The following is a 26,722-nucleotide window of genomic DNA, read 5'->3' as shown; positions in this document are numbered from 1 at the left end:
CCGATCGCCGACTGACGGTGATGCCGCACCCCCTTCCCGCGGGGCGCTCTGCTCCTTGAGCCGCTGGACGACTGCCGCCAACTCCAGCAGACCTTCGATGCCAATCATCGCAGCTCCAGGCCCTAACAGCTATATAGGTGCACTGTAGAAAGCTGCTTGAACGGGCGATCAACCGGCTGAAGAACTTCCGAGCCGTGGCCACCCGCTACGACAAGCGCGCCTACATCTTCTTAGGCACCGTCACCCTGGCCACCTTGATCATCTGGCTCCGCTCCTGATCCGAGAAACAGCTCCTAGCCCTTGGTAGATCATCGACTGCAAGACGTCCGTCGACAGCCCACACTCCCAGACCTCACTGACTCCTGGACCAGACCTTCGTTTCGTTCTTCGAACGGGAGGTTCGGGCCCGGAGACAGCAGTGGACTGGTTGACCACGCAGCAGGTCGCGGACCGGGCCAACCTATCTCAGCCGCCCAAAGCTCTAACATCCCGGCACTGCCGCTCGGGGATGCCAGGCGCGAGTGATCAGGCCGCTGGCAACGTGAGGCACAGGCGTTGGAGGGCAGCTGCGCCGGCCTGCTCGACTTCTGGCAGGGTTCCTCGTGCGGCTCGCATGGCGCGTTGGATCTGATGAGGAAGCCGTGTGCTCTCCGCGGTCGCGATCGACTGCAGGAGTGCGTGGGAGGCTGCGGCCTTGTCGCCCGTGGCACGGAAGACTTCGGCGACGGTGACGCGTTCAATCGTCTGCCATTGCGGTGCGACACCGGCCGCATCTGGCGTGTCCGCTTCTGCGAGACGCGTTGCTGCCTGTAGGCGGCCTGTGGCGAGCAAGCCCCGGAGGTGGACCTCTCGCACCACGAAGGGATTGACCAGTGGCGTGCCGTGGTGGGAGTCCACGAAGCGTTGCAGGTCGGTGACCGTGGTGTCGAAGTACTCGGCGTTGCCGAGCTCCGCGAGCGTACGAGCCAGGGGAATGAGGACTGCGCCGCGTTCGGAGGCTGGAGCGATGTCGGAGGCTCGTTGGAGGCGAGCAGCGGCTGCCGGCTTCTTTCCGATCTTGCGTAGTTCGTTGCCGTGGACGCGTAGAGCGCGGGTGAGGAGGGCTACGTCGTCGAGGCGGTGGGCGATGAGGAGGGCGCGGCCGGTCCAGCGCGCGGCGGAGGCGAGGCTTTCCTCGGGAAGGACGTCGCCGAGGGCGACACCCAGCATGGCGCGGGCTTGTCCGAGGAGTTGCGCGGCGGCACGGTCGGCGTGTCCGTCGGCGAGTCGTGCTTCGAGACGCCAGACGAGGGGCCACAGTTCGTTGATGGCCTCGGCGCTGTGTCCTGACTCGCGAGCGATGGAGGCCAGGCGGATGGTGGATTCACCGAACTTGATCATGGAGATGAAGTCGGCGTCCGCAGGGTCGGTCACGCCGAGAACGTGTGGGGGCAGTCCCATGTGTTGGGCCACCCGCCGAAGGGTGGGCACGTCCGTGATGGCTCGCCGCCCGTTCTCGAGCATCGAGATGTAGGTCGTGTCGTAGCCCAGCGCCGTGGCCAGGGCGGACTGGGTGATCCGGGCGGTGCGTCGGTACGCCTTGATGATCACTGCCAGGTTGCCGGAGGCGAGCGCTGGGCTTGCGGACGGAGATGTCCACAGCCAGATCGGTGAGCCGGCGGAGTTGCAGCTGGGCAGTGGGGCGCCGCTGATGGCGTGACATGCCGGGCATAGGTGAGAGGCGTTCCATCCGTCATCGACGGTGGTCGCGCACGCGGCGCACAGCATGGGCTCTACCTCACTGGATCACGCAGCCTGGAGAACCAGTCGGCGATCGACCGCTTGTAGCCTTGCGGCATCCGCAGGTTCTCCACCTCATGCTCGGCGAACAGGCCGACCTGTTTGTGTTCGTGGCTGACCACGGGTGGCTTGTCGGTGGTCACGGTGGCGCCGTACGTCACGATCAGCACGTCGACGCCGTCGCGGATGTGGTACTGCCAGGAGTCCAAGATCGGCCCGATCTGCGCATCCCAGCCGGTTTCCTCGCTGATCTCGCGCTCAAGGCGGGCCGGCGGGTCTTCGCCGAGCTCGAGTTTGCCGCCGGGCAGTTCCCATTCGTCGCGTTCGTTGCGCAGCAGTAGCACCTTGCCATCGCGGACGATCACGCCCTTCACCGACACAGGAAAGGTGTGGGGGCGGTAAGTCATCAGCAGCGGCCTCTCTGGGTTGATGGCTGTGCCTGGAACCTAACACGGTCAATCGCTGCTGGCCGGGGTTCCGGAGGTTGACAATCTGTCACTTGTCCAATCCGCAGGGTCTACCGGACGCTGAAGCCGCGACTCCCCTGTCCGGGCAGCTATCGGAGGTGATGACGGTGGACCACGAGGCTTTCGCCAGCCACTACGTGAGCTTGACGAGCAGCGATGGGCTGGTACGAGCCGTCGAGATGTTGGCGCGCGATGGCCTGGTCACGTTCGACGGGGTTCACGACCGGCGGTCGGTGGTCAATCTCGCCTCGGGGCTGCTGACCACGAGGGAGCACCGGGACGCTGGGGCGGACGGTGTGACGATGATCGCCGATCGGGGTTCTGTGGCGGATCGTCTCGGCTATGCCGGATTCGGGTGCAGGGAGTTGGATCCTCACACGGACTCTTCCGCGCTGGCCCGGCCGCCCAGGCTGGTGATGCTGGTGTGCGTCCAACCTGCCGATTGCGGGGGCGAGTCCTCCGTGGTGGACGGGGCCGCCGTCTATGCCGACCTGGCCGCTCGTGCATCTGGTCTCCTGCAGTCGTTGAAACGGCCTGGAACGGTCCGATTTGGTGATCCGGGCTACTGGGGGTCGGTGTTCGAGCCGACGCCGGATGGCCGTATGACGGTTCGGTTCCGTCTTGACGGTCTGGAGCACTTTACCGAGCCCGTTCACGAAGCCGTTCCGGTGCTACGCGCCACGATCAGCAGGTACGTGCGCGAACTCCCGCTGCGACCCGGACAGGGCTATCTGCTGGACAACTGGCGCATGTTGCATGGGCGCCGCGAGTTTCGAGGATCTCGTCTGATGTACCGCGTCCTAGGCGATCCCGTGACGAGCTGTGTGCTGCCCTCTGGATTCGTTCCGGGAGCTCTTGCCGTGGTGGGAGCGTCCTCTGACGGGTGGGACCGTCCATGACGATCTCAGTGGCAGCCCGCTGGGCGGGTACGCAGCGCCTTCTCCGAGTGGCGTCCGCCGTCTGGCGGGCATGCGGCGGCTCACCGTCTGCTCGCCGCCGCACCCTAGGCACGGATGGCGGCTCTACCGCGAAGAGCCTCGGACGGCGCCATCAGCGGCCCACGCTTGTGGGGGAGGAGGTGTTGCCGGAGGGGCAGGCCGATACGGCCGCTGATGCGGTGGCCGAAAGGCAGGTCATGGACCTCCAGCAACGGGCTTGTGGGCTGTTCCTGCTGATGTACTCGCTCTACTGGCGCCGCTTCGTGGCCATCTATATGGGCGAATGCGATCACGGCATCATCTTGCGGGCGGCCACGCCGGCCGAGTTGTGGCAGCTCATGAGTCGTGTTGCACCGCCGGACTGGCAGGCAGGTTCCCTTCCGCCTCTCATGGCCAGGCCATCCTCGGCCGTCGATGCGCCCGGCATGCCGCCTGTGTTTCCCGTCGAAGACGCCAGCCGGTGATCAGGACCAGTGTGAGACCACGACGCCTAGCGGCAGGTTACGCAGCAGCTCTTCACGTCCCAGAGCGGCTGACCAGAACGCACCTCAAGCGGAGAGAACAGATGATGGCCAGGGCGCAAGAACCGCAGACGATGGGCCACGAGCAGGGGCCCGCGTTCGAGTGGGCGCCGTACAGGCCGTCCGGTGGCACACTCCGGGTGTCGCACACCTCCTGCTGCGGCCGGTACGAGTGGGGTCGCGAGGGTGGGAGCTTCTTCGTGTTGCGTTCTACGGGAGACGGCTACCAGGAGACCGGGCGCGGCCGTTACCGCTACGCCCTCGACGTCTACATCGCTCTCGCCGAGACGCACAACGCCGAGCACATACGCCGCGGAGAAACACCGGAGCCCGACACCTTCCTCCCGCGAAGAGGACAGCACGGCTGAACCGCGAGGCAGCCCGCCAACATCCACCATCGACCAGTTGCCCATCACAACCACGAAGAGAGGACCCGTCCGTGACCACCGACAACTCCCGCGCACGCGTCACTCCTTCTTCGCGGTGGGCACGGCTGTGCCGACGGTGACGTCACGCAGCGGCGGCAGCTTGTGGGACCAAGGTCCCGCCGCCAACGTGAACCCCCTCCCTTCAGGAACACCAACCCGGATAGGAGCAGAAGCCATGAGCACTTCAACCATCGAGCAGGACACCGAACAGGTGAACGAGGCCACCAGCGCGGAAACAGCGTTCGACCCGTTCAACCTCGACATCAAGCTCGCGGAGAACACTCCCGCGGCCAACACATCGCTGAGGTGCGGCACCGGCGACACGTGCGGAAGCTCCTGCCCGAGCGCCTGCACCACGTCATAACCCCATCGGCCCGGTCCCTCTCGACCGGACCGGGCCTTGCGCCCTTCCCGGATGGTGAACAGGAACGGAGTGAACACGATGACACGGACGCGGATCAGACGGTATCGGCGCACCGGCGCCGGGATGCTGCGCGCCACAGTGCATCTGTCTCCTCCTACGCTTCCGGACTGGCCGAAAGCTGGCTGCTCGATCGAGCAGTGGCGGTCGTGGCTGTCCCCAGTGTGGGCGGATGAGCCCTTCCGGCAGGCGGTCACCCATGCCAGCCCGGACCTGGCCCGCCAGGTCCGGGCCGTGCTCGACGGGCAGGTGGACAACCCTCGCCGGGCCCGGCGCGCTGCGCTTGCCGTCGCGCGATACGCCCTGCGTTACGCGCACCGCTCCACACCGTTCGGCTTGTTCGCTGGTGTCGCCCTGGTCGAGTTCGGCGACAGGTCCCTCGTGCACGTTGGAGATGGGCACGAGGCCGTCACCCGGCCCGACCCCGCAGCCCTGGACGCGGCGATCACCGCGTGGGAGACCGGCGGAGAACGGGAACGGATGGCCGACGTTGAGGTGTGCGTCAACAACCTCGCCCGCGTGCGCGACGGCCGCGTCCATGTTCCGGCCGAGGGCGCGGACGAGTTCTCCTTGGCATCGACGGCGGCGGTGGAGCTGGTGCTGCAGGCGGCCGGCTCGCCGATTCCGCATGCGGCCCTGCTGGGAAAGCTCGCCGCCGAGTTCCCGCACGTCGAGCCCTGCCGCCGGGCCGAGCTGGTCGCTGAGCTGCTGTGCACGCGTCTGCTGCGTTCGCGGCTGCGTGCCGCCGCCACCGTCACCGACCCGGCCGCCGTCCTACCGCCCGCGCTCCTTGCCACGTGCGAACGCACAGCGGTGGATGTGCGGTTGGACGCCGAGGTGCGGCTGCCGGAAACGGTGGCGGTCGAGGTGGAGACCGCGGCGACCGTGCTGGCCCGGCTCGCGACCCATCCCGCCGGTACGCCGGCCTGGCGGCGCTACGCCGAACGCTTCGTCAACCGCTTCGGTGAGGGGGCGGAGGTGCCGGTGGAGCAGCTCACCGACCCGGGCAGCGGATTGGGGCTGCCGGACGGGTTCGGCCTGTTGTCGGAGCCGCCGAGAGCGATGTCGCGCCGGGACCGGCTGCTGCTGGAGCTCGCCGGGACGGCCGCCGTCGAAGGCAACCGGGCGGTGATCTTGTCCGAGGCGACGGTCGAGGACCTGGAAGCCGCTGCGGCTGAACCGTTCACCACCCTCGCGCCCGCGCCGCACTTCGAGGTGTGCGCCCAGGTTCAGGCCCGCTCGATTTCCGCTCTGGACGCGGGCGACTTCCGGCTCCGGGTCCATACCGTCTCTCGCGCGGCCGGCGCCATGACGGGACGGTTCTGGCATCTGCTGCCGGACCTGGCCGCTGGGTATGCCGCCCTGCCCACCGTCGCGCCCGGCGCGGTGCCGGCGCAGTTGTCGTTCCACCCCACGCGGGCCGAGGCCGACTTGCTCACGCGGGCACCACACGTCGTGCCGAAGCTGGTCAGTGTCGGCGAGTACCGAGACAGCGGGCAACAGGACGTGCTGCATCCGCGCGATCTGGTCGTCGGCGCCCGTGACGGCCACCTGTATCTGGCGGTGGCCGCCACCGGGGAACGCCTTGAGCTGCTGGCGCCCACGGCGATCAACTTCCTCTGGAACAACTACACCCCGCTGCTGGTCCGGTTCCTGGCCGAGATCAGCCGCGCCGCCACAGCGCAGGTGACGTGGTTCGACTGGGGCGCCGCGTGGACGTTGCCGTTCACCCCGGCCCTGCACTACCGGCGCACCGTCCTGGTCGCCGCCCGCTGGCAGCTCTACGCCCGGACGCTGCCCGGCCGTACGGCGCATCTGGAGCAGTGGGCCGAGCGCCTGTACGCCTGGCGCTGCCGTGCCGGGGTGCCTGAGCGGGTGCTTCTGGCCGTCGATGACCAGCATCTGCCGCTGGACCTCACGCGGGAGATGGACGTGGACCTGCTGCGTGCGCACCTGGGCGCCGCGCCAGTCGCGGTGTTGTTCGAGGCGCCGCCGCCGGATGCCGATGGGTGGATCGGCGGGCGGGCGCACAGCATTGTCGTCTCCCTGGAGTCGAGCCGATGAGCGCCCTCGCACCGCAAGCCCTGGCCGAGGGCGCGCTCGGGGCGGCGCTGCTGCACATCGAGCGCGCCGACCTGGCCGCCGCGCGCCCCCTGCTGCAGGAGGCGGTCGCCGATGGGGTCAGCACCGGCTCCAACGCCAGCCTCTTTTACGGAGCCCCGGCCCTGGAATTCGTTCTCGGCCGTGCCGGCCGCATCGACCGCGAAGTTCAGGCAGGCGTCGACCGGCTCGTGACCGCCCGCCTGGCCGCCGCCCGCCAGCGAAGGCTGGCCCGCCACTTGCCGACGCTCGCGGAATTCGACCTCATCCGCGGACTGACCGGACTAGGGGCACTCCTCCTGGCCCGTCGAGACCCCTCGCCGCAGCTCGACGACGTCCTGAGCCATCTGGTGTCGTTGGCGTGCCCGGTCGAGGCCGAGGGCCGGACGCTGCCCGGGTGGTGGTCGCCGGACAGCCCCACACACGAGGTGGACATCCCCGGTGGCCACGGCAACAACGGCATGGCGCATGGCATCGCCGGGCCGTTGGCGCTGCTGTCCCTGGCCGCCCGCCGCGGCGTCCGCGTCGACGGCCAGAGCAGCGCCATCACCACGTTCGCGACCTGGCTGGAGCAGTTCGGCAGCTCCTACTGGATCACCCTCGACCAGCTCACCGCCGACGAGCCCTTGCAGGTGCCGCCCTTGCGCCCGTCCTGGTGCTACGGGGATCTGGGGATTGCCCGCGCTCTGCAGCTGGCCGCGCTCGCGCATGGCGACCCTGCTCGTGGGCAGAAGGCCGAGGCCATCGCTCTGGCGGCTCTTGCCGACGCAGACCGTCTGGACCGGGTGAGCGATGCCTCCCTCTGCCATGGCTGGGCCGGAATCCTGACCGTCACCACCGCCCTGGCCGCCGACAGCGCCGCCACCGGCCGGTTTACCACGAGTATCCAGCACGCCCGCAGGCGCCTGGCTGCAGGAATTGACGAACTGCCAAAGCCGGGGTTTCTGGAAGGGCGCGCCGGGGCGCAACTGGCCTTGGACGGCTCCAACACCACCGGCTGGACCAGCGCCCTGCTGATCCACTGACCCCCGCCGCACACGCCGAACCCTATCGAGCAGGAGCAACAACGACGACATGGACAGCTACGAGGACAATCTCGCCCCACCGGTCGAGCCGGAGTGGTGGCAGGCCACGATTCGCTTCCCCGGCGATGCCGGAGTGAGCCCCGAGGCGGCGGCCACGCTGTCGGCCGCGCTGACCGGACGGCGCTTTCACTTCCTGCGCAAGGAGGCCGGGCTGCGGCTGCGCACTGACCGTCCCGTGGACGCCCTGCTCGACCAGCTTGTTGCCGAGGAGGTAGTGGCCGGGTGGGTCAGCGGCATCTACGAGGCTGAGGCCGACGCGTTCGGCGGCCCGCAGGGCATGGCCATCGCCCACGCGGTGTTCTGCGCCGACAGCCCCGCCGCGCTGGCCGAGACCGGCAGCCCCGACAGCAAAGAGCGGTGCATCCTGCTGCTGTCCTCGATGTACCGGGCAGCCGGGCTCGACCCGTTCGAGGTCGGTGATGTGTGGGCGAAGATCGGCGACCTCCGGCCGCCGATCGACCCGCCCGCCGAGACCCGCCGCGCGGCGGCGATCACCACGATGCGGCGCCTCATGAACGCCGACGCCGCCAAGCGGCCCCACCCCGAACCGGGCTGGGTCGAGCGCGTCGCCGCGTTCGAGGACGCCGGCCGCCACCTCGCCCAGCTCGCAAAAGGCGGGCACCTGAAGCGCGGTCTGCGCGCCATCTTCGCCCACCACGCAATCTTCGCGTTCAACCGGAACAACACGCCCGTGGCCGAGCAGGCCGCGGCGGCCTGGCTGGGCTGGCAAGCCGCCTTCGGAGATACCGAACCGACGGCCGTGTCTACCAGCCGGTCCTCACCAGTACCCCCTACCTTCACCAGGATGGAGACCGCCATCAGTACCACCGTCGACCCCACCAAGCTGCGCGAGGCCATGGTGGCCAAGTACATCGGCACTGGCCACCTGCGCACCCCCGAGGTCATCGACGCCTTCCGTACGGTCGAGCGCCACACGTTCATCCCCGACGCTGACGTGGAGGCTGCCTACGTCGACGACGCCGTGCCGATCAAGCACGACACCGGCGGCGAGATGATCTCCTGCATCTCCGCGCCGTCCATCGTCGCCACCCAACTGGAGCAGGTAGGCGCCCGCCCCGGCCACAACATCCTGGAGGCCGGGGCAGCCACCGGCTACAACGCCGCCCTCCTCGGCCACCTGGCCGCCCCCACCGGCCGCGTGTGGACGATCGACGTCGATCAAGACCTCGTCGACACCGCCCGCACCCACTTGCAAGCCGCCCGGGCCGGCAACGTGACCGCCGTGCTTGGCGACGGCGCGGCCGGGCTGCCGGAGCACGCCCCCTTCGACCGCATCCAGTTCACCGTGGGCGCCGGCGACATCCCCACCACGGTGCTCGACCAGCTCACCCCACACGGCCGCCTGGTCATCCCGATGCGCATCCGCGGCAGCATCTCCCGATCCTTCGCCTTCGAACGCGACGGCGACACCTGGAAGACGGTCTCCTGCGAAATGGCGACCTTCGTGCCGCTGCGCAAGGGCATCTGCGACGACATCTACACGCGCGTCCAGATAGCCGGGGAAGGCGATGTCCACCTGGAGACCTTCAGCGAGCAACTCGTCGATCGCGAGGCGATGCGGACGATCCTGGACACCCCCGCCCGCCCCGTCTATACCGGGGTGAAGTTCCGGCAAGGCGACCCGTGGCAGTGGCTGTATCTGTGGCTGGCCTGCGTCCTGCCGAACGGGCTGTCCCGGATGCCCGGCCAGCGGGCCGGGTTCACCCCTCACTTCGCGTGGGGTTCGATGGCCGCGCTCGACGGCGACACCCTGGCCTACCTGACCATCCGCGAAGGAGACGACACCGGGGGGCGCTTCTGGGCCATCGGCGTCATCGGCCACGGCCCACGCGCCGCCGTCCTCGCCGAGCAGGTCGCCACCGCGATCGAGGAATGGGACCGCGACTACGGCAACCACGCTCCCGCCCCCGGCTTCCGCATGGCCACCGGCGCCAGCCGTGACCAGCTCAAGGCGGCCGACCCGCGCTTCATCATCGACAAGCCCGCGAGCCGGCTCGTCGTGGACTGGCCGTAGAAGGGACCCAAGCGTCGTGATCAACCCGGCGATCGCCGCCCGCATCCCGCTGGTCTGCCGTACCAAACCGCCCGGCAAGCCCCTGGCGGCGCGCATCGCCGATCTCACCGCGCTGACCATCGAACCCGCAGGCGCCGACCACCGAGACCTGGTGGCCCGCGCCTGCGGGGTTCTCAACATCTCCGCGCTCATCGCCTCCGACGCCGGACTGCCCGAGCTGGCCGCAGATCTGTGCTGGAGACAGCAGAAAGTCTTCGCTGAGAGCGGGAGTCTTGAGCAGGAGGTCGCGGTCATGTCGTTGATGCCGCTGATCAATATTGCCCGGTTGCTGATCCGCGAGGGCGACGGCAAAGCCGCCTACGAGGTGCTCGACCAGCTCTATCGCGCCGCCCAGCAGCGCCGGGCCACTGTGATCCACGGCCACGACGTCGACCTGATGCCTTTGATCCACAGCCGCGACGATCACCGTGCGGTCTGCACGGAGTTGTGGATCGCCCTGCTCATCGACGGGGCCCGAGCCCTGGCCCAGCAAGGCCGCTGGAGCGAGGCCGCCGACGCCATGGCCGCCCACCGCGGCATTGGCGAACGGCTGCTCGATGGCCGCCAACTCAAGATCATGGCGCTGATGGAACAGGGACTCCCCGACGAGGCCGCTGCCGTGATCGACGCCACCGTCCCTGCGGAACCGTGGGAGCACACCGTCGCGGCGCTGTTGCGCATCGCCTGCCGCCCGCCCGGTACCACCACCCCGCCGGAGGAACTGGACCGTGTCGTCCAGGAGGTGCTGCCTTTGATCACTCAACATGAACCGATGACGGCGGCTTTCCGGGCCCGACTCGGTCTGGCCGCGCTCGACCTGACCGCCGGCCCATCTCCGTCATCGGCCTCCCGTCTGGGCGTAGCGCTTGTCGAGGTGGCCTCCACCGACGCCTACGCCGCCCGCGACGTCCTCGGCCATCAGGGGATGCGCTGCCACATGACGGACCAGCAGCAGCAGAGCCTCGACGCCGTGATCACCGCTGCAGGGCTTGGAGTCGGGCGTCTTCCTCAGATCTACGAGCACGCTCTGGCCGCGGCCGTGGGTCACGCCGAAGACCGGCTGCGGACGCTGCTCAGCCAGCATGGCCCCTCACGGGGCCCAGGAACACGCGATGGACCTCCCTCCCAGCCCTGACGGCGGCTACTACGGCTCGCCCCCAACAGGAGCTACGCCGCGCTGGACCTGGGTCGCATGGCTATTCGCCCGCTTCAGCGAGCCGACCCAACAGGCCAGTGATCTGGGGGCAGCCGGAGAAGATGCTGACGTTCTTTGACCGGCTCTGGCGCTGCGGTGGGTCAGCTGAAGAGCCGATGGCAGGCGATGTTGCGTACCCGAAACTCGCGTTTGTGGGCAGGGAACAATTCGTCGCACTTCATGTCGATAAGCGACGGGCTTCGGCCGAGTCCGGTGATGTCCGGCCAAGCCGGGCGTGGATCGTGTGGTGCGCGCTTTGATCGAGAATTCGACCGGCGAGAGTGGCGCTCTGCTGTGGGATTGGCCGATGGTCGTGGACGTAGGAGTTCGTGGCGACCGTGCGGCTCATCTCTGGGGGCCCGGCTTCTGGCCGCGTCCACGTGCCTGGCACCGCCCCTGCCGTGGTCTCGTTCTGCGGTCTTTTCGTGGGGGAGGGCCACTCCCACTGGTGCCGGGGAGGCGGATGAGAGGCTCGACTTGTGCCACGGCAGCGAAGACGTAGCGACATCATGGCCGGTGGCGTCTCGCAGGGTGTCCACGGGGGCTTGAGGCGAAGAGTCCTGCTGGCCGTTGGGGCCGGCTGTCTCAGCGCTGCCCACCGCTATCGCGGCGGCTACGGCGGCGGCTCCGCCCGCCAGCAGCAGAGTCCTGGTGCGCACTCGTCCACGCGGTCGTTCACCCTTGTCGGGCATTCTCTGCTCCCGGATGCTCTTGATCGTTACGGTGCGTAGCGTAACTGCGGCTCTCCGGGTGCTCTGCGGGTTTGATCTTGCCTTGACGATTCATGACGTTGGCATTCCACGTGGTTCACCGGATGACCACGCTCCCCATGGAGGGCGGCATCCTGAGCCTGCCGAGGTCGAGGCAGGTCTTCTCCCTGTGCAGACGGCCTGCTCGCGTCAGATCAGATCGGTGCGGGGGCGGGGATGTGCGTTTCCGCTGCATGGAAGCGGTGCCGGGACGAGGGGCGTGGCTTGTCCCATGAGGCTTACTCATCGGATACCAGACGCACAACTTGAACTTACAGTAGTGTTATGAACACTTTAGGTAACCGAGTGCTTGGAGTGCCGATGCGCGTGCCCCTGCTGATCGTCAGCGCCGGTCTTTGTGCTGGCCTCGTTCTCGCTGCGATCCCGGCCTACGGTGCTGCTCGGCCGAACGCGGTCTTCCTCTCCATCACGGCTCATGGAGGCACCGCTCTGAAGGCGGTTTTCATGCAGTGTCCGGGTCTGACGAAGGGGCACCCGTACGGTGAGGCTGCATGCGCGGCCATCGATGCCGTTGACGGAGACTTCGACCGTCTTCCTGGCAATCCACGCCGCCGGTGCGACGATGAGCACGATCCGGTCACGGCGACGATGGACGGCGTGTGGCGCAACCGGGCGATCGGCTGGCAGAAGACCTTTACCAATGCCTGTGGGCTTTACGCTACGACGGGCCCGGTCTACCGCTTTTGACGGGGTCCACGGGCTCCGCCGACATGTGCTGGCCCGATTGGGCAGGGGGCTGGCAAATCCGCTCATTAGGCAGTGGTCGCAGTGCGGCCATCGCTGGCTCGGTGTACTCGACGAACCCCGGCTCCCGGGTTGCCGAGGAGTCGCAGCCTGCACGACGCTAGCGGCATTGTTCCGCAACGATGTGGAGTCATGCCCGGGCACGCTCGACGAGGCGTTGGCCTCCACCGCCGCGTGCGACGTGAATACCTGCCCGGCTACCAACCGCCTTCTACGACGTGCTCGCTGGGTGTTTCGTCCTCTGGCATCAAGGGCGCGTAGCGGGTCCTGGACTTGAGCACCGGTACCGGCTTGATCGCCCTGCTCGTGGGCGAAGCTCGTCGGCCCCTATGGCACTGTCGTTGGCCGTGAGAGCGGGGTGCTGGAAGCAGACCGCGAGCACGGGGTGCGGGACATTTCAAGTCTTTGTGATGTGCATTCTCTTTCCGTGGCTTGGTGCGAAGGGTGTGGTGGTAGATCGTTTGGCGTAGTCCACCCTCTGGAGGAGCCTGGTGATTCGGGAATGCCTTCCCAGCGATTGGAAGCGCGAAGGTTCCGGGTTTTTGGGCCGAGTTGTCGTTGCGGGCGCATTGATAGTCGTGTTGCCGGGTTGTCCCAGCGTGGCTTTGGCGCGTGCGGACCCGTATTGCCCGTCGGAGTATGTCCCGGAGCAGGGGCGCCAGATGTTCGACATCGAGAAGCTGTGTGCGTTGGTCCATGGGGACCTGGCAGAGGGACGGGCAGTCGATCTCAACAAGCGGATTGTGGAGTCACGGCGTGTGCCGGCGGGGGCGGCGCCGTCTCCGAAGCCGCGGGTGCATTCGACACCGAAGGGCTCGCTCTCCAGGGAGAAGCCGTCCAAGCCAGCGCCTGTGCCTGTGGTGCGTAGGGATCGAGGGGGAGACGCATCGCACGGGCAGCGGGAGGCGGTTTCGCGGCCGGGTCGGCCGTCGAAGTCGGTCTCAGGCCGAGGAAACAACGTCAGGCGCGTCGATCGCCGGCACGGTCCGGACAACGGCTCACGCCCGCCTCGGCGTGATGCCCGAGTGAGTCCGGCCGCTCCGTCGTTGCCCTCTCCGTCACCTGCGTGGACTCGATCATCTCCGTCGCCTACGGTGACTGGCGGTGAAGGCCCTGCGACGAGGCAGCGCGTAGAGAGTTCGTCTCATGTGGGGCGGCCGCTCGGCGCTGCGCTGGTGTTCGGGCTGGTGATCATGCTGCTGGGCGCCGCGCTGATCGTCCGCCAGCGGTTTCGGCCGGGCTTGGCGGTTGGGGGCTCTTCGGGAGGCCCTGCTGGCAGGCGCTCTGCTGGCCGTGGAGACAGAGACATGGTGACTGCTGTCTCGGCGGAGGCGCCGTTGATAGACCCCGCGGTGGCGGGGTTCGTTGCTGGTGACTGCCGCACCGAGGAAGCAGATGAGAACGCCGAGGGGGAGGAGGAAGTCGATGTGCCTCGGTCGGGCAAGACCGAGGCAGACGCTGGCGAGATGGGCATCGCTGAGCCGGAGGGGACGGCAGTAGCCTCTTCTTCCGCGGCGCTGATGGCGTCCACGTTCGTGGCGGCGCCGGGCAAGGCGAAGGCCGAGGTGCTGGGGGTGCCGCGGTTGTCGTACGGCGGGACGGAGGTCTCTTTCGGTCGTACGGTGGCGTCCGACCTGTTCGCGTTGCTGTCGACCTCGCCGGAAGGCTTTTCGACGCAGAGCATCATCGACTCTCTGTGGCCGGGCGATGGTGATCGCGGCAGTCGCCTGTTGGAGTCGGCGGTGCGGCAGCTCAATCAGGTGATGCGGCAGGCGTCTGGTCTTGCGGCGGGGGTGAAGTTCGTGGTGAAGGCCAGGCAGCGGCGGCAGTTGGCGGCGGCCTATTTCGATGTGGATTATTGGCGTTTTGAGGAGGCCTTCGTTCGGGCGGGCACCGCGAAGGAGGAACCGGCTCGGCTCGCTGCGTTGTCCGAGATGCTGGATTTGTATCGGGGGCCGTTGCTTGCTGGGCGTGATGCTTTGTGGGTGCTTCCCCTGCGCCAGGCGGTACAGACCCAGGCTGTCGATGCCGCCGCTCGGCTGGCTGAGTCGCGGCGCAAGGCTGACCCGGATCGCGCGCTGGATGCGCTCATGTTGGCGGTGGAGCGTATCGACCCGTACAGCGAGATGTTGTGGTGTCAGTTGATGACGATTCAGGGTGAGCTGGGCCGTCAGCTTGCCGTGCGGCGCTCGTTCGGGCTGTTGAAAGACCGGCTGGCGGAGATTGATGCGATGCCGAGCCGGCAGGCCCGGCAGGTTTACGAGCGGTTCGTGCGTTAGCCAGGGGCTGAGGGCGGCGAGCTTTCGGCGTACTTTCTGGTGTGCAGGAGCGAGCACGAGCTCGGTCATGAACCGGTTCTGCTCTTGAGCGTGTTCGCCGGCACGAGCGGGCGATCGTGAGGCCCTGATCGTGCGACCAGGGCTCTACTGGCTGTCTCCTCGGCGGAGGGTGTGCTGGTCGTGCGGGGTGTAGGTGGCCAGCATGGCGGGGGTGAGCAGGTGGGCGGGCTGGGTGCCGTAAATGCGGGCCAGAAGGCGCAAGGTGTGGACGGAGGGGCGTCGACCTGTCTCGGGCCAGGTCTCGTGGTCGTAGAGGCGGGATTCCCGTAGTCCTGGGCTGGTGGTGTCGGCGAGCCGGTGGAAGGCGTTGACCGTCTGCCCTGCGGTGAGGCCAGCGGCGTGGCGGTAGAGGCGTAGTGGGGTGGCGGGGTGGTCGAGGGCGAGGATGGTGGCGATCTGGTCGATGGTGAAGCCGTGCTGGCGTAGGTATCGGCTGCGGCGGCGGCAGTCGAGGAGCGTCTGGTAGCCGGTGCTGGTCATGCGGTGAGATGTCCTTTCCGTTCTGGTTGCGGCGGTGTGTCGCCCCAGTGGGTGCGGGGTCGAGGGACGGTAGGCGGGCTGGGCCGAGGGGCTCAAGCTCCTGCGTGGGGTGATCGCCGGGGATGGTGCGGGTGTCTGGTGGGCGTGTGGGCGGCGTTGGTGCTGGTCGGCGCGGTGCAGGGGTGGGTTTCGGGTTGGGGGTGTGATTCGGGCGGCGAGGTGAGTGATGGTGCTGGCCGTTCCCGGATGCGCCGGGGCGTGACCGGAAGGGACAGTCAGCATGGATCACCGCACGCAGCACATCTCACTCGAGCCGAGCCGCTCTCTCGGACTGTGGAGGCCCCGGCAGCCGCTGGGGGAGGAGTTTCCGGATCTGGCGCCAGGGCTGGTGATGTCGACGTTCCGTTCCCATCAGGTGTGGGGTGGGATGGCTTGGCGGCAGGCGTTCCCGGGGCGGGGGGATCAGTCGGCTCCCGCGCGCCGCATGGTGGGGTGGTTGCTGGCCGACACCGGCCGGAGAGGGGATGCGGAGTGGGTGACGGCCGAGCTGGTCAGCAACACGCTGCGGCACTCGCGTTCGGGGCAGGCGCGGGGGTTCTTCGTGGTGGAGGTGTTGCGCGGTGCGGACGTGGCGCGCATCGTGGTCTATGACCTGGGCGGGGGCGCGGTTCCGGACTTCTCTCAGGCGCCGGGCTCGGTGCCGGTGTTGGCCGAGCACGGGCGAGGGCTGGCCGGAGTGGCACAGCTGGCGATCCGGTACGGGGTGGCGGGTGATCCGAACACGGGGCATGCGGTGTGGGCGGAACTGGCCCTGTCCACGGAAGTGGTTCTGGCTGTCCCAGCCGGTGATGCGGCCGTTGCTGGCGAGGGAGAACCGAAGCCGGGGGGTTCGCACGAGCTGATGCCGATCACCTCCGGGGCGGCCACGAAGGAAACGGGGCGCGTGGTCACCGGTGTCGGTCCCTCGCCGGTGGACTGCGGAGGAACCTCCAGTGATCTGGCGGCTGGCCTGGATCCCTCCCTGTTTGGGGAGGGGGCGTTGGGCCAGGAGGTGGCCCAGGTGTCGGCGTTCGGTCAGGAGCCGTGGGCGCAGCTGGCGCTGGCCGGGCTGCGCCGGGACTGGCCCGAATGGGCCTTCCTGGTGGTGCGGTATCGCTGGCTCGCGATGCGCGGCCCGCAGGTCGTGATCAGCGCGGCTAATCCGGAGGAACTGCGTCAGGCCCTGCCACCGATCCCGCGCAACCCCATCCCGGCCGAGGGCGGTTCGGCTGCATCTGTACAGGAAGAACACGCTGCGGCGGAGTCGGCCCCACCGGTGCCGACCTTGTCCGAATTGCTGGGGACGCAGTCATATGAGGGCCGGACGGGGGCGGGCCCGTCATCGCCACCGGCGTCAGCGTCGGCTTGGGGGGCGGGCGTGGGCGGGGTACACGCGGGAGAGGGTGCCGGGACGGGGCTGAGCGGCATGCTGGCTGCGGTTGCGCCGCTGTCAGCGGTGGTGGCCGCCGAACGGTCTGGGACGGGCACATGGGCGGTTGTCAACGCTGGTCCACCGCGGGTGACGTGGTGGCCGCACTTGTGGCCGGTGTGGCGGCGGGGCAGTGGCCGGGGCCGCTCGCGGGCAGGTGCACGAGTTCCTGGAGGCGGCCGCGGTGCTGGCCTGAGCGGGCTACCTGGTGAGAGCGGGCCCCGTCATCGCCGGGTTCGGTCGAAGCCCCTCGCAGTGGCCGCCGTCATCGCCGCCTGAGGCCGGGCATCGTCGGCGTGATGCTGGGCTTGACACCTGGGGCGCAGATGGGTGTCGATACCGGTCCGTCCGCCCGGCGTGGAGCGGGCGCTGGACGGATGGACGGGACCCGAGAGGGTCCCCTCTGTGGCGAGGCGGCCCGCCGCCTGAGACGGGCAGACGACCGGCGGTCCATGCGGAGTGTTGCGTTCGCTGTTGCGGGTTCATGGGCGGGGTGTTGTTCGGTGTTGTCTTCGGTGTCGCGTTTTGTTGTCGCGTTCGGTGTTGCCGCTGAGAGCGCCTCACCCGTCGATGCGTCGTTTGCTCAGGTCAGACGGGTCTCGGCTGTTGCGATGGCCGCCCCGAATCGCCTTAAGGCGACTCCTGGAATATGTGTGCGGGTACGTTGGCGTGCTGCGTGGTCCTACGCCGGCGTGGTCCCCTTCATCGGCTGCCTTCCCGTCTCATCTTGCTGAACTTCGAGCTGGGACGCGCTGGCGGGTGTCGGCTGGGCCGGCCCTGGTGAGGCTCTTGCCGAGAAGGTCCTGGGCGAGTAGGTTCTTCCCGCCGTCCGCCGTCCGCCGTCCGCCGTCCGCCGTCCGCCGTCCGCCGTCCGCCGTCCGCCGTCCGCCGTCCGCCGTCCGCCGTCCGCCGTCCGCCCGCGTGATCAGGTGTGGTGGGCGCCATACGCGGGCATGGGCGGGGCCCCGGTACCGCGCTGTAAGGCGGTGCCGGGGCCGTTCGTTGTGTGTGGGCTGAGTTAGGCGCGGGTGGACGTGTCGGCCATGTCAGCGCCATCCATGCTGTCTATGCCGTTCGTGGTGGGGGTGGGCGGGTGGATGGCGAGGTGGGTGGTGATCAGTGCGGCCACCTCGGTGGGCGGGGTGTCAGGGGTAGTTGGGTGGCGGGAACGGGTGCGTTGAGGGGACTGGTCGCCGGTACGGGGTTGCGGGCCGGTGATCGTGATCGTGATGGGGGGCGATCGCGTCGCGGTAGTACGGCATGGTGACCGTGGCGGTCGCGCCGGTGGGGGCGATCCGGTAGGCGGTGGTGATCTGGTGGCCATCAGGGGCGGGGTGACTGTCCTGGCGGCGGTGGATGCCGTGGGGGCGTAGGGCGGTGGTGTAGGGGCCGGTGACGGCCATCATCTTCTTGAGGGTGTGCTGCCATGGGCTGAGGCGGGTGCGGGCCTGGCCGGTGATGTCGGCGGCGATGGTGGCGGAGTCGGCCGGTTGGCCACGCCGGGCGTGCGCGTCGTGGATGGCGGTGAGGCCGTCCCAGTAGATGATCTCGAAGACGGCCCCATGGTCGGCGATATCGGCGGGGGCGGCGAACACGTCGTGTCCGTCCCACATGAGCGCCCATCCGGGGCCGGTGGCCATCAGGCCGCGTAGGTGTGCGGCGTCCACGGTGATGTCGTCGGTGACGGTGATTGCTGGCGTCATCGGCAGGCCCTTTCGTTTCCCCCGGTGTGTTTGTCGGCGGCGGTTCATCGCCTAATTCCATGGACGCTCGATCGCGTATGAATGTCAACCGGGACGCGGCTTTATCTGCGAGGTTCTACTCGTCGGGAATCGGGCAATTGGGTGTCGTTTACCGTCGTCCGGTGAAATACGTGAAAAGCTGGGCCGGCCGCTGATGTCAAGCCGATATGGCGAGCTTCTTGCGAGATGTTTTCGCAGATCGACGGTCGGTTTTGGGTAAGCCTTCCCAGCCGTTGCGGTGATGGAAATTGTTCCCGGATCGGCTTGCCAGGCGTTTGTTATGCGAGGGATGGTCGTCGCACAAACAAAAACACCGGCCCGGAACGGGGCCGGGAAACGCGACCGGAAGGGCATTGCATCATGGCTATCACCGCACCGGAAAACACCACCGCCGAAAACATCGCCACCGACACGGACGACGCCATTAACAACGCGGCCGCCACCGTTCCGGCCGCCGACGCCGCGCCGGTGGCGGCTCCTGACGGCCCCGCCACCGCCGCCCCGGACATCGACCCCACGACGGGCACCGATGCCCGTGAGGGGGCGGTGTGGGCGGCGCTGAACGCCGAGCCGGGCGCATCGGCCACGGTGATCGGGGCGGCGGCCGGGCTGAGCCGGATGGTGGCGGGCAAGATCCTCAACCAGCTCGAAGCCGACGGGCGCGCCCGCCGCGAGCCGGGTATGAACGACGGTCAGGCGCGGGGCCGCGCCGCTGACCGGTGGTACCCGATCACCGCCGACACCACCGACCCGGAGACGTCCGTCTCGGACGCCCCGGATGTCGAAACGCCGAGCACGGCGCCCGCCGTGCCCGACGCTGACACCCCCGAGGGTGACGCCGTGCCCGCATCGGATGAGGAAACCCTTCCGACCGCCATCGATCCGGCCGATCCCACTCCGGTGGCCGAGCCGACCGACGAAGAGCCTCTGATCGAGGAGGCGCATGGTCAGCCGGAGGGTCTAACGGGCGACGATGCGCCCAGTGAGGGCCCGGACCGGACCCACAGCGAACTCATCTCGGTTCCCGACGCTGATGCGTGCGAGCCGGTGTCTGAGGCGGTGGCGGATGATCCGGAGTGGGCACGGGTGCGGGCGGAGCTGGCGGAACTGAGCGATCTGCTCGGCGGGGTCGCCCTGGCAAAAGACGAGGGGAACGCCGTGATGGCGTTGGGGTGCCTGGAGATGGCGATGGCGAGGGTCGCCTCGGTGCACCGTAACGCGCGGGCGGTGTTGACCGGTATCGACGCCGCCCCGGCCCGCGCCGGGACCGCTGTCCGGTCGGGCACCAGTAGCGGCACGGCCGGTGGGGTGCGGCCGGGGGCATTGCGGGACCGGGTACAGGCGCACCTGACCGAGTACCCGGACAAGGACTTCACCCCGTATGAGATCGGGAAGGTGCTGGACGCCTCCTCCGGTGCGGCGGCCAACGCGTTGGACCGGCTCGTCAACCTCGGTCACGCGGTGCTGACCTGTGAGCGGCCCCGCCGGTTCGCCCTCGCCCCCACCAACAACCCCACCGGGGCCCCGTCCACGCCCGCTGAGGGCGCGGACACCTACACCGGCTGAGCCCGGGTCCGGGCGGGCCACCCATACCGGCCCGCCCCGGCCCAAACCATCGATCACCGGTCCACCGGCCCCGACGCTGAGGACCAGACCCGACCACCGCATCCGTCATCGCGTCTGTTTCGCATGCCCGCACAGCAGAACAACCCGCATCAGAAAGGCACTGTCATGGCTCACGAAATCGAGATCTTCGCCAACGGTTCGGCCGGATTCGCCGCCGCCGGTAAGCCCGGCTGGCACGGGCTCGGCTACACCGCGCCCGGCCCGATGACCGCCGAGGAACTGCTGTCCCACGCCCAGCTCGCCGGGTGGAACGTGCGCAAAGTACCGGTCGGCCAGGTCACCGACCCGGTCACCGGACAGCCCGTCACCACGGACGAGGACTTCCTCGTGGTGCGCACCAACCCCGTCACCGGAGAGCCCGAACGGCTCGGCCGTGTCGGCAAAGAGTATGAGGTGCTGCAGAACGAAGACGTCACCGCGTTCCTCCAGACCCTCGTGGACGAATCCGGCGCGGTGTTCGACACCGGCGGATCGCTGAACAACGGGCGAAGGATCTTCGTCACCATGCGCCTACCCGAGCCGCTCATGGTCGGCGGGTTCGATCAGGTCGACCTGTACCTGGCGGCGTTTTCCCGGCATGACGGGTGGGGGTCGTTCGTCACCGTGGCGACGCCGGTCCGGGTGGTGTGCGCCAACACCGAACGAGCCGCGCTGGCCCATCACGCCTCGAAGTTCACTGTCCGGCACACCGGCCGGATGGCCGGGCGCATCGCCGAGGCACGCGAGGCGCTGCAACTGACGTGGCGGCACGGTCAGGCGTTCGCCGCCGAAGCCGAAAAGCTCCTCGCGGTGCCGATGGATGTGAAGGAGTTCCGGCAGTTCGCCGCCCGCCTGCACCCCCTGCCGTCCGACGCGAAAGAGCTGGCCAAGCGCAATCACGACCTGACCATGCGGGATTTGGAGTACCTGTTCGCACAGGCGCCGACTCAGGAGCCGATCCGCAACACGCGGTGGGCGGCGTACAACGCGGTGACCGAGCGGCTGGACCACAAGAGCCCGGTGTTCGGCAGCCGCGATGTGGCGACCGTGCGGGCGGAGCGGGCGCTGCTGGATGACCACGACAACGCCAAGCTCAAGGCGCGCGCGTTCCGGCTCCTGGCCACCGCCTGACCCCCAGTCCCCGGCATCCGGTGCGGCCCGTTCCGGGGCCGTACCGGACACACACCGGCCCGATCCCCGGAACCCGCTGCACAGACCGCCCGCCCTAACCCCGGCGGCGCCCGGCCGACGGCGGCCCCCGGCCGGGGCTGCCCGATCGGCCGACCCCGCCCACCCCCGCGTACGTCAGCAACCGATTACGAAGGAGATCGTCATGGGACGACTCGAAGACCTGGCCATTCACCACGCCACCGCCGCCCGGTGGGAACTCGGCGAGGCGCTCAACCGCATCGCCAGCCTGGACGACGAGGGCACGTTGCACGACAAGGACCTGGGCCGCATCGCCTACGCCTACCAGCGGATGACGTGGTGGCAGCAGGTCACCGACCTCACCCACGGCCGCGAGGAGACCGTTGACGGCGCGACCGCACTGCTCACCGTGCGGCAACGGGCCCAGGACCTGCTGATCAACGCCCGCCCGGTGAACAACGGCGGCTTGTTCGCCCTGGCGATGGCCGAATGCCGCAGGGGCGGCGCGCGCGCCTTTCTCGACGCGACCGAGAAACTCGTCGACGCGCTGGCCCTCCTCACCGATCACGACACCCGCCCGGCCGACGGGGCCACGCCAGCCACGCCCGCGACCGAGCAGGCCCCGGGAGGGGGGCGCCGTCCATGACGCCATGCACCGGGGCGGCGTCGAGCTGCCGATCAGGCGGCCACCCCATGACCCTCATCCCTCACCAGCCCTGTCACTCAGCGAAAGGACAGCACCCGATGGATGACCCCTACCAGCCCGACCCCCTGCCGCCGCCCCGTCCGCCGAGCAGCATCACCCCCGCGCGGGACACCACCACCACCGGCCAGAACGACCAGGCGTGGCCCTCGTGCGATCAGCTGACCACCGAGAAGATCACCGCCACCCGCCACGCCTGCTACACAGCGGCAGCCAAAGCGATCTTCGCCTTGCAGAACGGGCAGCGCCTGACCGGCGAGCAGTTGTTCGTCACCGTCCACGCGCAGGCATCACGCGCCTGGTGGGATCTGGTGGAGGAGGAGATCACCGGGAAGGAGTTGACCTCCGATCACGCGGTACGGCGGGTGCGCTCCTGGGCCCGCCACTACCTCACCACAGAACCTCCAGCCGCCCGGCCGGGCACGTTGTTCGATCACGCCCTCGCCCACGCAGCCCGCATGGCCGCCCGCGACTTCCTCAGCGACAGCGGCCACCTGCTCACCCAGCACCTCATCCACCAGGCAGCCAACCCGACCACGCCAGCCGACCACAACCACCCCGACGGCTCGGCCGTAACGACGACGCCCGTAGCGCCATGACCGAGCAGCCGACCGCGCGAGCGCATCCCGGCGCTGGCAACACCCTCGAAGGAAAGGACACCAAGGTCATGAACAACTCCCCGCAGCATCCTGCTACCGGCGCACCACCCGAAGCATTTCCGGGCCGACCGGAGGCGATCACCGAGCAGGCCCGCAGCGTCCGCCAGCATCACACCGATGACCTGTTCCGGCGTCTTGGCCGGGGCGAGCGGCTGACCGCCGAGCAGATCTACGACATCCTGTATGCGCAGACCCTCTGCACGTGGTGGCATCTGGTGGCCCGGCACCTCGAATACGCCGACGGCGGCGGCCTGCGCCCAGCTCAGGCCCTCGCCAGGTTCATCTCCTGGATCGCCCCCTACGCCAACAACCCCACCCCTCCCGAACCCGCGATGCCCGCACCAGCGCCCAGGGTAGACAGCGAGCGTGAGCTCGCCCATGACCACCTCAACCGCAGCCTGGCACTCATCCGGCAAGACGCCGCCCGCACCTTCCTCGCCCAAGCCGAGACACTCGCGCCGGCCTGCTCCCGCCAGCAGACCTCCGGTGCTTCGAGCGGGCAGGAGGCCACGGCATGACCTACCCGCATCCCTACCGCCCCGGTACCGGTGACCCCACGCCCCCCACTCCGGACTCTCCTGCCACGCATAAGCCGGAGCCGAAGCGGACGGATCGATCTCGTCTGGAGTTCTTCCAGATGCTCGGCTGGAGCTGGGACATCACCGCCGCCAAGAAGCTCACTCAGGGCCGGGCCCCGGAGGGGGTGATCGTGACCGAATGGTGGGCGGCCATGCTCAACCTGGTCGCCATCGACGCCGAGCACGCGGCCCAGGTAGATCTGTCCGAGCCGCTGATCGCGGCCACGGTCCCGACCGGCGGCATCCTGATCATCGACGGCTGGCACCGCCTCTGCAAGGCCGTGACCATCGGCCTTCCGGAGCTGCCCGCCGTGGTGCTCACCGCCGAGGAGGAACGCGCCTGCCGCATCTGCGGAGGAGAAGAGCTGGTAGCGGAGGAGGACATGGCTGGTAGCGCCTGAGCCGGTGGCGTAGGTGGCATGCCCCGTCCAGCACAGACGAATTGTGCTGGACGGGGCACACCTCCTGCACCACCGGATCAGGCCGGTCTGCCGGGATCCCTCCCCATGACCCGAGGGTGTTTGCCCGCCATGATGAGCGCGACCTTCTTCCTCACCTTTTCGGGCGTGGGGTTCCGCATCAGGTACGGATTGGGCCCCAGGCCAAGCGGACTCACGTAGGGGACGGGCTTGACCGGCTTAGGCTCCGGTTCGATCTTCTTGAAGAGCGGGCCGCCGCCGTCGGGGGCATCGGCGGGGAGCGGGTAGAGAGTGTGTCCGATGAGCCGGAGCACGGACTCGACGGGCAGCAGGTAGTCGATGAGGCTGGTCTCGTCATCGTCAGACAGGGTCGGGTCGCGGGGCCGGTTGCGGTTGCGCAGGTCGACCTGCCCGGCCTTGACGAGGTGGTCGTAAAGCCGCCCTTCCAGCCACCCGGCCTCGCTGCTGTTGAGCGTCTCATCCTCGTTGGACTCGTAGCGGATAAGCAGGGCCCGATACCAGTGGTCGCGGTCCCTGAGCTGCTGCAGCACGCGATGGCGGAGCCCAGGTGTGGTGGCCTTGCCGACGTAGGCTCCCCACCGGCCCTCGTGGTCGGGCCGGTCGAGCAGGAGGTAGACGCCGGGCACATTCCAGCCCTTTTCGAGGCGGTTGGCGTGGTCGCGGTCGAGCAGAAGCATGCCGGCGACCTTGTGCTTGGCGCGGATCTTCATCGGGTTGTTCAGGTCATAGGAGAGGCTGACGATGAGCTGGGACGGGGCGAACCGCATCGCGCACACGCGGCGTCTCCTTCACCTGGTACCGCTGGAGATCCTTCCGAACAGTATCGGACACATCGCTCTTCGTGGCCACGAGTTTGGGGAAGAAACGTGCAGCTCACCCGCCGGATAGGCAGTCCGCGGAGTGTCGGACGACGCTATGCCGGATGCGGCTATGGCCCCCATTGTGGTGTCATCCTGGGCGGACCGGCGGGGTCACGGCCGGGGCTGGCGGTCCTGTTCACGGTCCGAGAGCAGGCACCGTGGCCGGTGCGACGTGCCATCCCGTACGCGGCAACGCTGTCACTGTGGCCTACGGGTCAGCGTGGATCAGGCTCACCGATGGAGGTGTGGGCGACGGGGCGGGTGAACCCGATCAAGTCGCCGCGCTGATAGGTGTCGATTCTGACGACGCTGCGCCGGTTGGGCGCGTGGATCATCTGCCTGTTTCCGATGACGAGGCCGACGTGTCCAGGGCCGTCGGCTTCCATTCGAAAGAAGGCGAGGTCGCCGGGCTGCTCCTGGCCGAGCCGGACGGGAGGCCCGTGCCGCCATTGGTCGGCTGCTACTCGTGGGATGGAGATTCCGGCGGCTTGGTAGGCGCGCATGGTCAGGCCGCTGCAGTCGAAGGCGGCCGGTCCTTCGGCTCCCCACAGGTACGGCTTGCCGAGTTGGGCGTGGGCGTAGGCGATGACGGCGGCGACCTGCTCGCCAGGGATGACGGTCACGCAGCTTCCGGTCAGGGCATCGACGGTGCGCTGGGCGAGCTGCTCCCACGGCGCGTAGGCGTCTGGGAAGCCGGATCGCTGCACGGTCTGAGCGGCTCGGGTCAGCGGGAGCCGCTCCCAGCGCGGCACCTTCACGAGCCGGTCGTAGAAGGTGTCGGTGGCGTAGCGGGGGTCGAGGATCTGCTCGGGTGCCCCCCAGCCTTGCGAAGGGCGCTGCTGGAACAGCCCAAGGCTGTCGAGATGCCCATAGCGCAGGTTACGCAGCTTGGACTCCTGAAGGGCGGTGGCGACCGCGATGACGGCTGCTCGCGCGGGCAGCCTGCGCTCGATGGCGACCTGGACGATGAGCGACGCGTGGGCCTGCTGCTCGGCGTCCAAGTCCAGCATCGGTGCCGTACGCGCTGCCGCCGGAGCCGCGACCGGCCTGTCCGCCATACTGCTCGTGGTGCTGGGTGTGATCGCGCAGGCGATGCCACCGGGTGTGGGCGAGTCGGTCAGGATGCTGGTGGCGGCTGCGACGAAAGCCGAGACGATGAGCAGCAGGAAGGCGACGCCGGCCGCGGCCGCCTTCACCAGCTCTCGTCCTCCTTGGGAAATAGGCCGTCGAGGTAATCGTCGGTGGCGGGGGGCTGTTCTGAGGTTCGGCCGAGGGTGAGGTGGGGCCAGGCGTTGATGAGTTCGGCGAGCCTCATCCGAGGCTGACCCGCCCGGCTGGGAAGGGGGAGCCAGCAGGGTCCGGCGGGGCCGTCGTCGAGTTCGGTCTGGACGGCGGTGGCGACGGGCATCGCGGTGGCCTTGATGACGGCGCGGAGATTGGTCTCGCGGGTCCGGCTGGGTAGCCAGAACAGCACCGGGGTGGTGATCTGGGTGGCCTCGGTGAGATCGGCGTAGGTGGCGAGTTTGTCGGCGACCTTGGCCAGGGTCATGCTGCCGGTGTCGTGTTCGAGGAAGAAGTCGATCTGGCTGCCGTTTTCGTACCAGCAGCCGAAAGCATCGGGACGGGCCAGGCCGCCCCAGATCGTGGCGCACTGTCTTTCCGACAACCACTCGCGCAGGCGAGCCTCAGGAGCGTGGCGGGCCCGGTGGCGCAGGTCGACGAAGAAGTCGTTGACGCCGAGCTGGTGACCGCTCTTGGCCGAGACGGAGATCGACATGGCCAGGTCGGGGTGGTAGCCGAGCTCTTTGACGGTGGTGTGGCTGCGCAGGGCGAGGAGTTCGGCTCCCACGCGGCCGAGCACCCAGTGGCAGGGGGCGGAGCCGCCGTAGGGGGTCCAGGGCCGGTAGCGGGTGATGGTGTGGAGCTTGCGCAGGATGCCCAGGCGGCGGCGGGTGGGCTGCGGCTTGGTGAAGAACAGCCGCTCAAGCTGGTGAGTGGTCAGCACGCGGTGGTGCAGGAGGTGCTCCAGGATCTGGTAGTCGCGAGGGGTGAGCCGGGCGGCGGCATGGGCCATGGCGTCAGCGTCGAAGCGCGGCAGGCCGAGCGGGATACGAGTGGCGGGCATAGCGGAATCTCCTGAGGGCATAGGGCGCCGGTGGTGGACCGGTCGATGGGCT

24 protein-coding genes and 1 pseudogene are annotated in these 26,722 nt (G+C 68.7%); 18 read left to right on the top strand and 7 right to left on the bottom strand.

Annotated features, from left to right (window positions below; genetic code table 11):
• Positions 1-146 precede the first annotated feature (146 nt).
• A pseudogene (locus tag ACBJ59_RS57805) lies at positions 147-278 on the top strand (IS5/IS1182 family transposase); the annotation flags it as partial.
• A gap of 247 nt (positions 279-525) precedes the next feature.
• On the opposite strand, the gene ACBJ59_RS57800 reads toward ACBJ59_RS57805, so the two are convergent.
• Positions 526-1,590: a helix-turn-helix domain-containing protein gene (locus ACBJ59_RS57800; protein WP_375118502.1), complete on the bottom strand. Its 1,065-nt coding sequence runs from the start codon at positions 1,588-1,590 to the stop codon at positions 526-528.
• A gap of 182 nt (positions 1,591-1,772) precedes the next feature.
• Entirely contained in the window at positions 1,773-2,153 is a 381-nt protein-coding gene (locus tag ACBJ59_RS57795; RefSeq protein ID WP_375118501.1) for an NUDIX domain-containing protein, read from the bottom strand.
• A 125-nt stretch (positions 2,154-2,278) separates the two neighbouring features.
• On the opposite strand from ACBJ59_RS57795, the gene ACBJ59_RS57790 reads away from it, so the two are divergent.
• The 10 genes from ACBJ59_RS57790 (at position 2,279) to ACBJ59_RS57745 (ending at position 14,801) form a co-directional block, all read left to right on the top strand.
• Positions 2,279-3,145 carry a TauD/TfdA family dioxygenase gene (locus ACBJ59_RS57790; protein WP_375118500.1) on the top strand — a complete coding sequence of 289 codons (867 nt, stop codon included), beginning with the start codon at positions 2,279-2,281 and terminating at the stop codon, positions 3,143-3,145.
• Between the two features lie 182 nt (positions 3,146-3,327).
• Positions 3,328-3,648, top strand: a complete 321-nt coding sequence (locus ACBJ59_RS57785; protein WP_375118499.1) for a hypothetical protein — start codon at positions 3,328-3,330, stop codon at positions 3,646-3,648.
• 101 nt (positions 3,649-3,749) lie between these two features.
• Positions 3,750-4,073, top strand: a complete 324-nt coding sequence (locus ACBJ59_RS57780) for a hypothetical protein (RefSeq protein ID WP_375118498.1) — start codon at positions 3,750-3,752, stop codon at positions 4,071-4,073.
• Positions 4,074-4,308: 235 nt separating this feature from the next.
• Positions 4,309-4,497 carry an FxLD family lanthipeptide gene (locus tag ACBJ59_RS57775; protein WP_375118497.1) on the top strand — a complete coding sequence of 63 codons (189 nt, stop codon included), beginning with the start codon at positions 4,309-4,311 and terminating at the stop codon, positions 4,495-4,497.
• Between the two features lie 219 nt (positions 4,498-4,716).
• Positions 4,717-6,618: a lantibiotic dehydratase family protein gene (locus ACBJ59_RS57770; RefSeq protein WP_375118496.1), complete on the top strand. Its 1,902-nt coding sequence runs from the start codon at positions 4,717-4,719 to the stop codon at positions 6,616-6,618.
• On the top strand, positions 6,615-7,679 hold the full coding sequence (locus tag ACBJ59_RS57765) for a lanthionine synthetase LanC family protein (RefSeq protein WP_375118495.1): 1,065 nt from the start codon (positions 6,615-6,617) through the stop codon (positions 7,677-7,679). Before ACBJ59_RS57770 ends, ACBJ59_RS57765 begins: the two co-directional genes overlap by 4 nt.
• A gap of 49 nt (positions 7,680-7,728) precedes the next feature.
• The gene (gene fxlM, locus ACBJ59_RS57760; protein ID WP_375118494.1) at positions 7,729-9,774 is read left to right on the top strand and encodes a methyltransferase, FxLD system; all 2,046 of its coding nucleotides are present in this window, start codon (positions 7,729-7,731) and stop codon (positions 9,772-9,774) included.
• Positions 9,775-9,790: 16 nt separating this feature from the next.
• Complete coding sequence (locus tag ACBJ59_RS57755; protein WP_375118493.1) at positions 9,791-10,948, top strand: hypothetical protein; 1,158 nt, start codon at positions 9,791-9,793, stop codon at positions 10,946-10,948.
• A gap of 1,094 nt (positions 10,949-12,042) precedes the next feature.
• Complete coding sequence (locus tag ACBJ59_RS57750) at positions 12,043-12,465, top strand: SSI family serine proteinase inhibitor (RefSeq protein ID WP_375118492.1); 423 nt, start codon at positions 12,043-12,045, stop codon at positions 12,463-12,465.
• Between the two features lie 1,364 nt (positions 12,466-13,829).
• Positions 13,830-14,801: a BTAD domain-containing putative transcriptional regulator gene (locus tag ACBJ59_RS57745; RefSeq protein WP_375118491.1), complete on the top strand. Its 972-nt coding sequence runs from the start codon at positions 13,830-13,832 to the stop codon at positions 14,799-14,801.
• 144 nt (positions 14,802-14,945) lie between these two features.
• On the opposite strand, the gene ACBJ59_RS57740 is transcribed toward ACBJ59_RS57745, so the two are convergent.
• Complete coding sequence (locus ACBJ59_RS57740; protein WP_375118490.1) at positions 14,946-15,341, bottom strand: hypothetical protein; 396 nt, start codon at positions 15,339-15,341, stop codon at positions 14,946-14,948.
• A 496-nt stretch (positions 15,342-15,837) separates the two neighbouring features.
• Here ACBJ59_RS57740 and ACBJ59_RS57735 point away from each other — a divergent pair, with 496 nt between their 5' ends.
• Entirely contained in the window at positions 15,838-17,088 is a 1,251-nt protein-coding gene (locus ACBJ59_RS57735) for an ATP-binding protein (protein ID WP_375118489.1), read from the top strand.
• 866 nt (positions 17,089-17,954) lie between these two features.
• Here ACBJ59_RS57735 and ACBJ59_RS57730 read toward each other — a convergent pair.
• The gene (locus ACBJ59_RS57730; protein WP_375118488.1) at positions 17,955-18,512 is read right to left on the bottom strand and encodes a hypothetical protein; all 558 of its coding nucleotides are present in this window, start codon (positions 18,510-18,512) and stop codon (positions 17,955-17,957) included.
• Between the two features lie 399 nt (positions 18,513-18,911).
• Here ACBJ59_RS57730 and ACBJ59_RS57725 point away from each other — a divergent pair, with 399 nt between their 5' ends.
• From ACBJ59_RS57725 to ACBJ59_RS57700, 6 genes are all read left to right on the top strand, one after another.
• On the top strand, positions 18,912-20,117 hold the full coding sequence (locus ACBJ59_RS57725; RefSeq protein WP_375118487.1) for a hypothetical protein: 1,206 nt from the start codon (positions 18,912-18,914) through the stop codon (positions 20,115-20,117).
• A gap of 165 nt (positions 20,118-20,282) precedes the next feature.
• A complete protein-coding gene (locus ACBJ59_RS57720; protein WP_375118486.1) occupies positions 20,283-21,287 on the top strand; it encodes a DUF932 domain-containing protein in 1,005 nt (334 codons plus the stop codon).
• A gap of 202 nt (positions 21,288-21,489) precedes the next feature.
• A complete protein-coding gene (locus tag ACBJ59_RS57715) occupies positions 21,490-21,951 on the top strand; it encodes a hypothetical protein (RefSeq protein ID WP_375118485.1) in 462 nt (153 codons plus the stop codon).
• Positions 21,952-22,049: 98 nt separating this feature from the next.
• Complete coding sequence (locus ACBJ59_RS57710) at positions 22,050-22,607, top strand: hypothetical protein (RefSeq protein ID WP_375118484.1); 558 nt, start codon at positions 22,050-22,052, stop codon at positions 22,605-22,607.
• On the top strand, positions 22,604-23,185 hold the full coding sequence (locus ACBJ59_RS57705; RefSeq protein ID WP_375118483.1) for a hypothetical protein: 582 nt from the start codon (positions 22,604-22,606) through the stop codon (positions 23,183-23,185). Before ACBJ59_RS57710 ends, ACBJ59_RS57705 begins: the two co-directional genes overlap by 4 nt.
• On the top strand, positions 23,182-23,646 hold the full coding sequence (locus ACBJ59_RS57700; protein WP_375118482.1) for a hypothetical protein: 465 nt from the start codon (positions 23,182-23,184) through the stop codon (positions 23,644-23,646). The genes ACBJ59_RS57705 and ACBJ59_RS57700 overlap by 4 nt, the downstream gene beginning before the upstream one ends.
• A gap of 77 nt (positions 23,647-23,723) precedes the next feature.
• On the opposite strand, the gene ACBJ59_RS57695 is transcribed toward ACBJ59_RS57700, so the two are convergent.
• From ACBJ59_RS57695 to ACBJ59_RS57685, 3 genes are all read right to left on the bottom strand, one after another.
• Entirely contained in the window at positions 23,724-24,461 is a 738-nt protein-coding gene (locus ACBJ59_RS57695) for a hypothetical protein (protein ID WP_375118481.1), read from the bottom strand.
• 299 nt (positions 24,462-24,760) lie between these two features.
• Entirely contained in the window at positions 24,761-25,741 is a 981-nt protein-coding gene (locus ACBJ59_RS57690) for a C40 family peptidase (RefSeq protein WP_375118480.1), read from the bottom strand.
• On the bottom strand, positions 25,738-26,670 hold the full coding sequence (locus tag ACBJ59_RS57685) for a replication-relaxation family protein (RefSeq protein ID WP_375118479.1): 933 nt from the start codon (positions 26,668-26,670) through the stop codon (positions 25,738-25,740). Before ACBJ59_RS57685 ends, ACBJ59_RS57690 begins: the two co-directional genes overlap by 4 nt.
• Positions 26,671-26,722: the final 52 nt, after the last annotated feature.

It is taken from the genome of Nonomuraea sp. MTCD27 (genome assembly GCF_041950495.1).
GTDB lineage: Bacteria > Actinomycetota > Actinomycetes > Streptosporangiales > Streptosporangiaceae > Nonomuraea.
The sequence above is the reverse complement of the archived record's forward strand: the minus strand, read 5'-3'. Positions and strand labels throughout refer to the sequence as shown.

Excerpts from the sequence above, each read along its gene's own strand:
- ACBJ59_RS57780 (WP_375118498.1), top strand. The coding sequence starts at position 3,750 with ATGATGGCCAGGGCGCAAGAACCGCAGACGATGGGCCACGAGCAGGGG.
- ACBJ59_RS57775 (WP_375118497.1), top strand. The coding sequence starts at position 4,309 with ATGAGCACTTCAACCATCGAGCAGGACACCGAACAGGTGAACGAGGCC.
- ACBJ59_RS57765 (WP_375118495.1), top strand. The coding sequence starts at position 6,615 with ATGAGCGCCCTCGCACCGCAAGCCCTGGCCGAGGGCGCGCTCGGGGCG.
- fxlM (WP_375118494.1), top strand. The coding sequence starts at position 7,729 with ATGGACAGCTACGAGGACAATCTCGCCCCACCGGTCGAGCCGGAGTGG.
- ACBJ59_RS57750 (WP_375118492.1), top strand. The coding sequence starts at position 12,043 with ATGAACACTTTAGGTAACCGAGTGCTTGGAGTGCCGATGCGCGTGCCC.
- ACBJ59_RS57745 (WP_375118491.1), top strand. The coding sequence starts at position 13,830 with ATGGTGACTGCTGTCTCGGCGGAGGCGCCGTTGATAGACCCCGCGGTG.
- ACBJ59_RS57740 (WP_375118490.1), bottom strand. The coding sequence starts at position 15,341 with ATGACCAGCACCGGCTACCAGACGCTCCTCGACTGCCGCCGCCGCAGC.
- ACBJ59_RS57730 (WP_375118488.1), bottom strand. The coding sequence starts at position 18,512 with ATGACGCCAGCAATCACCGTCACCGACGACATCACCGTGGACGCCGCA.
- ACBJ59_RS57725 (WP_375118487.1), top strand. The coding sequence starts at position 18,912 with ATGGCTATCACCGCACCGGAAAACACCACCGCCGAAAACATCGCCACC.
- ACBJ59_RS57720 (WP_375118486.1), top strand. The coding sequence starts at position 20,283 with ATGGCTCACGAAATCGAGATCTTCGCCAACGGTTCGGCCGGATTCGCC.
- ACBJ59_RS57715 (WP_375118485.1), top strand. The coding sequence starts at position 21,490 with ATGGGACGACTCGAAGACCTGGCCATTCACCACGCCACCGCCGCCCGG.
- ACBJ59_RS57710 (WP_375118484.1), top strand. The coding sequence starts at position 22,050 with ATGGATGACCCCTACCAGCCCGACCCCCTGCCGCCGCCCCGTCCGCCG.
- ACBJ59_RS57705 (WP_375118483.1), top strand. The coding sequence starts at position 22,604 with ATGACCGAGCAGCCGACCGCGCGAGCGCATCCCGGCGCTGGCAACACC.
- ACBJ59_RS57700 (WP_375118482.1), top strand. The coding sequence starts at position 23,182 with ATGACCTACCCGCATCCCTACCGCCCCGGTACCGGTGACCCCACGCCC.
- ACBJ59_RS57685 (WP_375118479.1), bottom strand. The coding sequence starts at position 26,670 with ATGCCCGCCACTCGTATCCCGCTCGGCCTGCCGCGCTTCGACGCTGAC.